The organism is Acinetobacter sp. 161(2023) (genome assembly GCF_037027805.1).
Classification (GTDB): Bacteria; Pseudomonadota; Gammaproteobacteria; order Pseudomonadales; family Moraxellaceae; genus Acinetobacter.
The window spans coordinates 1-5,887 of sequence record NZ_JAZEYD010000031.1; the positions used below are offsets into that span (position 1 = coordinate 1).

The 5,887-nt window shown below is 34.3% G+C and carries 7 protein-coding genes; 4 read left to right on the forward strand and 3 right to left on the reverse strand.

Going from position 1 to position 5,887, the window contains the following annotated elements; genetic code table 11:
- Positions 1 to 150: 150 nt before the first annotated feature.
- From WA249_RS18590 to WA249_RS18600, 3 genes are all read right to left on the reverse strand, one after another.
- Positions 151 to 681: a plasmid replication DNA-binding protein gene (locus WA249_RS18590; protein ID WP_006581721.1), complete on the reverse strand. Its 531-nt coding sequence runs from the start codon at positions 679 to 681 to the stop codon at positions 151 to 153.
- A gap of 78 nt (positions 682 to 759) precedes the next feature.
- Complete coding sequence (gene repM, locus WA249_RS18595; RefSeq protein WP_005065049.1) at positions 760 to 1,689, reverse strand: replication initiation protein RepM; 930 nt, start codon at positions 1,687 to 1,689, stop codon at positions 760 to 762.
- A gap of 699 nt (positions 1,690 to 2,388) precedes the next feature.
- Positions 2,389 to 3,102 carry a hypothetical protein gene (locus WA249_RS18600; RefSeq protein ID WP_006581718.1) on the reverse strand — a complete coding sequence of 238 codons (714 nt, stop codon included), beginning with the start codon at positions 3,100 to 3,102 and terminating at the stop codon, positions 2,389 to 2,391.
- A 455-nt stretch (positions 3,103 to 3,557) separates the two neighbouring features.
- Here WA249_RS18600 and WA249_RS18605 point away from each other — a divergent pair, with 455 nt between their 5' ends.
- From WA249_RS18605 to WA249_RS18620, 4 genes are all read left to right on the forward strand, one after another.
- Positions 3,558 to 4,442, forward strand: a complete 885-nt coding sequence (locus WA249_RS18605; protein WP_006581719.1) for a MobA/MobL family protein — start codon at positions 3,558 to 3,560, stop codon at positions 4,440 to 4,442.
- A 282-nt stretch (positions 4,443 to 4,724) separates the two neighbouring features.
- Entirely contained in the window at positions 4,725 to 5,042 is a 318-nt protein-coding gene (locus WA249_RS18610; protein ID WP_020992415.1) for a hypothetical protein, read from the forward strand.
- 229 nt (positions 5,043 to 5,271) lie between these two features.
- Entirely contained in the window at positions 5,272 to 5,559 is a 288-nt protein-coding gene (locus WA249_RS18615) for a BrnT family toxin (RefSeq protein ID WP_336170906.1), read from the forward strand.
- Positions 5,546 to 5,857 (forward strand): BrnA antitoxin family protein, encoded by a 312-nt coding sequence (locus WA249_RS18620; RefSeq protein ID WP_336170908.1) that lies wholly within the window; start codon positions 5,546 to 5,548, stop codon positions 5,855 to 5,857. Before WA249_RS18615 ends, WA249_RS18620 begins: the two co-directional genes overlap by 14 nt.
- The last annotated feature ends 30 nt before the right edge of the window (positions 5,858 to 5,887 follow it).

Consider the following 5,887-nt stretch of genomic DNA (forward strand, 5'->3'; position numbering starts at 1 on the left):
GCGTTATAATTCTCTTGAAAATTCAACGCTGTAGTTTCTTTTTTGCCCAACCTCCCCAAGGTGGGCTTTTTTTTTATGATTTTTCACGTTCCACGCTTATTATTTAATCAAAGTTTCACGACTTTATTCATATTAATTAAACAATCGTGGTTAATCATAGGGTCTAAAAAAACGGCTCCAAAAGCCTCTTTTCTCAGGCTCTGGTTCAATGTGCTCTGGCACTGGAATCCGCTTATTTTCCCTCCGCTCTGGAGTAGTCAATCCGTCATGTTTAGCTTCTGCTGTGTCAGGTTCGGGATCTGGTTTGGCTATGCTGGGTTGCACTAATTCTTGATCGGTAAACGTAGTCATATTAGGTTTTGGGGCTTCTAATAGGCGTTGCATCGTTTCAATTTGGTTCTGATAGAAAGATTCCCGATCTTTGGCATCATCAAGCTGGTTTTTCAGCATGTCTATCTGCTGTCTAAGTAGTAAAACTTCTGCCGAATTTGGACTGTCTATTTTTACAGGTTCTTTTACATCCTCTTTTTTGACAGGTTCCCCGAAAACACGGATAGCCTCGGCTAGATCGATCTTATTCTGGGAATTTTTACTTAAAATTCCTTTCTTTATGTTGTTGTAAATCGTTTGTCTATTGATATTGTAAAGCTTAGAAAGCTCGAGAACTGTAAGGCTTTTCATGTTGTAAATCTATGCCTAAACCTGTCAAAAGTTGTTGTCTATTAGACTGTCTAATAGACAAATGATCAAGTTTAAATTTTAGGCAGGTGCAAAGCCAACTTTTTGAAGATAAGGGAATAATTCTTGGAATTTTTGATAATCTTGGAGCATTTCTGCAATGCGTATAGCAAATTGTTGGAAGCTTTCGGTGCCTTCTGAATATTGCCCCATCTCAGGTAATTCAGAAAGTTTGTTGGCAAAGAGATGACGTTGTTTATCACTCATTTTGGTGAAAAGGGCTAATGTATCCGTTCCCTTAATTACTTTGTCAGAGTTGGTTTTTTTCTGCTTAAAACTGAAAGAAAAACCGGAAATTGAACGTCCTTTTTTATGTTGTTCATATTTAGCCGTTATATCGGTTAACTCATTTACTTGCTTGAGGGCAAAATCTAAAACATACGTTTTAAAATTACTCATTGTTTTGTATTGATGAGCTTCGACACCAAGTTGTTGTCTAAAGATCGATAGATCAAAAATTGGCGTTTTACCAGCAGATCTCCATTGAATTAATAACTCGTATAACCGAATAGCATAAGAGCTAGTTAATCTCGAAACCTGCTCCAATTCATATTTAGTAAAGTTTTCTTCCAGTCGAGTTATGAGTGGAACAATGTCTTGCGTGAAACGTAGGAAAACGATCCCGGATTGAGGTTCATATCCAATTTTATCGACCCAACGACAGTGAAAGCTACGATCCTTACCAGTCTTAGGATTAATGTCATGATACGTGACATAGCGATCAAACAAGCTTTTAGATGCATCCCGAAGCACGGTATAAGCAGTGTGTTTCTCGACATTAAAGGTATTGATATAACTACTTGCATGTACTTCTAAAAGGCTATTTTCAGTTATCCCGTGCCCTGTTTCCCGAGCTTCAGCAATGGCTAATAGGATCAGCCTTTGTTCAACTGTATCTAGGGTATAGCTAGCTTGAATTAAAGCATTATCCTTTACAATTAATTCACTCATTTCTAATAATAAATTTATAATTAAACTAGGTTGTACAATAGACTATTTTAATTGAATTGTAAATCGACTTAATTTGGGGTCGATAAACCTAGTTTTATGGGTCGATAAACCTAGTTTTATGGGTCGATAAACCTAGTTTTATGGGTCGATAAACCTAGTTTTATGGGTCGATAAACCTAGTTTTATTAACTCTAAAACTATTATGAATAAAGGGTTACAGCTTACTTAAAAGCATTTAAAAGATTAAAAATAATTAAAAGCCCAGGTAAAGAAAAATTGCCCTTGGTTTTCGCTTCGCTCAAACTCTATTGAACTTCGCTTTCGCTCAGTTCGTCGGGGCAATTTTTTGGTAAGCACTTACGTGATTTTAAAAAAAGCAAAAGCAACTCGGAATTCGCTACGCTCATAAAACCTTTTTACTCGCTACGCTCGATCTAGACTCAAATTTCTACAACTTTTCTATGCTTATTTAGGTTTCACAGCCTAAAAAGCGGTTTTTCAGGGAGTCTAGGCAAAATTTTCCAAGGATCGCTCGTAGACACTCACTTTGTTCTTATCGGTAAAATCAAATGATCTCCAAAATACTCTAATTTGCGTTTAGAGCACTCTAATTTTTTTATTGATGGGGAATATAGGTTTAGGCTAAAAAAGGCATATACGGCTTCAACAGTGTATTTAAACCCTATTATTTGAGTCAATCTAAGCTTTATTGAAAGGATTCCTTGGATCTTCTTTGGCTTGCTTAATCAATTTCTCCATTTCATATAGCGATTTAGCCGATAAAATATCTGTTTTTCTATTTTGATCCAGGCTAAATGCATTGTTCTTTTCTGCTCCGGATTGTGCTTGCTTAAATAAATCGAGCATTCGATCTAAATCTTGGTTTGAATTTGATCGCTCTAAACCGCTTTGTTCCAATAAGTTTAAATATAGTGATCCGATAAAATATTTAATGTGGTCTTGCTGTTTTCTTAAAGATTTACTAAGGGGGGCCTGGTTATATTTCTCAGGGTTTAAAACTCGTTCGACCTTCGCTGTAATATTCTTTTCAGAAGTCTGATTTCTTTTAATTTTTAAAACTTCATTTAATGCATCATGCATTGCAAAGTAAGCATCAATATCTGTTTTTTTACTTAATTCTAGAATATTCAATTCTAATTTTTTTAATTTCTGTGGCTCGGTTTTTTGGATCAGTTGTAATTGAACTATACGTTTATTATAAGTATTGCGCTCATAACGACATCGTTGAATAAGTTTTAAATCTTCTTCATTCAGTTGTTTCATTGATTCTCGTTCAGAAATCATTGCTAAAAAAGCATCTTGCATTCGTCTTTTAAACGGCAGCGCTCGAATATGTTTATCCAAATCGATGATTTCTTGTTGTGTTAAGGCAAATGTTTTTCTACCGGCCAAAGCGCATTTCCTGATTTTGGGTATCTAAATTGATGTTAGCGGAATTCTGATGGTGTTGAAACAATATTTTATGTTATACATAAAATATTGTTTATCTCGTTTCCGTGTCTTTTTTTAACAATGATTGCTAAAGCAATCATTGTTAAAAAAAGACACTTCTACTCGCTCCTGCGGAGGCTACACAACCCACTGATTTAATTATTAAATTATGAGTTTTTCTTCGGGTTTTAACGGTATTTTTCTTAATGGTGAAAAAGTAAGCAATGTCTGCCGTTACAAGAAATGGGAAAGGGGTGCAACAAGAAAAACAGCGAATTTTAGACGAGTGCAACAAACTTTTTTGATGAAATATCGATGTTTGCAACAAGAAGAGACTGCTCTCTGCAACAAGAATTAGCCCCTTGTTACAAGAAAATTTGCTGTTTCGTTACACGTAATTTGTTTGAGGTGAACTGATGTTTTATTTAAATCTAAAGCATAATATTAAAAAAGAGCAGAGTTCTCTGAATGCATTCCATTATTTAACTCGGACGGCACATTTTGAAAATCAAAAAGACAATGAAAAATTAGAGTTTATACGGTATGGAAATATGCCCAAATGGGCAGAAAATAAACCAAAACTTTTTTGGAAAAGTGCTGATCAATTTGAAATTTCCCGGGGAAGAACAAGCTCTACTTTAACCATTGCTTTACCAAAAGAGTTAATACTAGAACAACGAGCAGAATTGGTTCAGAAGTTAATAGATCAGTTTGCCGGACAATATCAATTTCCTTATACCGCGGTCATTCATAATCATCCCAGTGAAATTACTGGAGAGGATCAACCACATTTACATTTGATGTATTCAGAAAGAACAATTTCAGATGATATTGAACGACCACCAGAGCAGTTTTTTAAACAGTATCGTCCTAAAAATCCAACTCAAGGTGGTGCGCAAAAGTTAACAGCTGATGCATTAGGTTTTGGGCGAAATCAGGTCAAAGTATTCCGTGAAAAAACTCAAGAATTAATGAATTTGTTTTTAGAAAAATATGCACCAACTAAAAAAGTAATGGTCTATGGTATAGAAATTGAAGTGAAAAATCAGGTCAGTTGCCTATCTAATGACGATTTCAATCAAAAATTCGGGACCAAATTACAGGATGTACCACAAATCCCTCGATGGAAACTTTATAGCGCTGATCCAATTATTCAGCTTGATGTTGAAGCTCAAAAAAACACAATTAAAAAAATTAGAAATCAGAACAATGCTGAACTTTATGGCAAGGAATATGATTTAGAAATATCTAGACGCCATGTGCTTACTCAGAAAAAAGATCCAGGCTTTAGCTTAGATTGATTTTTATAAGTGGAAAATTTGTGTTTTTGATTCAGATCCATAAGGAAAACCTAGATTTTTGCCCATAAATGTAAAATCTAGGTTTTTCGCATAAGGCGTAGTATGTTAATAATATAAATTTTTAAAAGCATATTGATTTAATAATAGAAAAATTATCAGAGTAGGGCATGTGTAAAGTAAACGTTCAATTATCAACCAACAATGATTAAAGATTTATATCTTATATGTGTTAATTTTATTAACATATATCTACCAAATTAATAATGCCTTAAGTGAAATAATATGCTAGGTAAACATCATCATTTTTTAAAAAAATTTTCGATCAGTGATGCTGCTATAGCGTATAAAAAACCTCGCTCGACTATACTTAAATATATAAGAAGCGGAGATTTTGAACTTGACTACAATAACTTGATTGAATATAGCCAGTTAGTTAAAAAATTGGGTGAAATTACTTCCCCTATACGGGACGAAAGAGATGAACAAATCAAAAAACTAAAAGATGAAATTATGCATTTAAAAAAGCAACTTAATTTTTTTAAATATACTTCAATCTCAAACAAAAATAGATTATTAATTTCTCATAAAGACCCCATTTAACATAATGGCCGTTATCCGAAATCTTCTTTTATAAGTTAAATAAAATCATATACTTAGCTATTTTACATAACCCGAAACTACCGCAAAAATCCGCTTTGGAAACAAAGCGGATTTTTTTTAAGCACTTTTGTCACTTTTAGCCAATAATTTTGACTAAAAATTACTCCAATTAGCTTGAGTGATACAAATTTATGATACATTATTGTATATACAAATTTGAATGTTTTTTATGGAACTGTATTTCGAATGGGATGAGGCTAAAAACCAAAAGAATCAGAAAAAACATGATGTATCTTTTGAAACGGCAAGCCTCGTTTTTGAAGATCCTTTACGGATCTCAATCCAGGATCGACATACCAATGGTGAAGAACGTTGGCAAACGATCGGTATGGTTAAAGGTGTACTGATGTTATTGGTGGCTCATACAATCATTGACGATGATGACTGTGAGATCATACGAATCATTAGTGCAAGGCAAGTCACTAAAGCGGAACGCAATCAATATGAGCATGATTAGATATACACGCAAAGAACTGAATGAAAATTTCAGTGACAAGCAAGATGCTGAAATTAAACGCTTGCTTGCGAAAGGAACTGTACCAGATGAACAATTAGATCTATCTGACATTCCTGAGATTACCGACTGGAGTCATGCTGTTCGCCATGGGCAATTTTATCGTCCAGTGAAGCAACAAACATCTGTTCGTCTAGATGCAGATGTACTTGCATGGTTAAAGGCTCAAGGCAAAGGCTATCAGACACGCATGAATAAAATTCTGCGTGAAGCAATGCTAGAAGATCTTAAGAATCATTGATGAAAATGGAAGCTATAGACTCCCATTTTT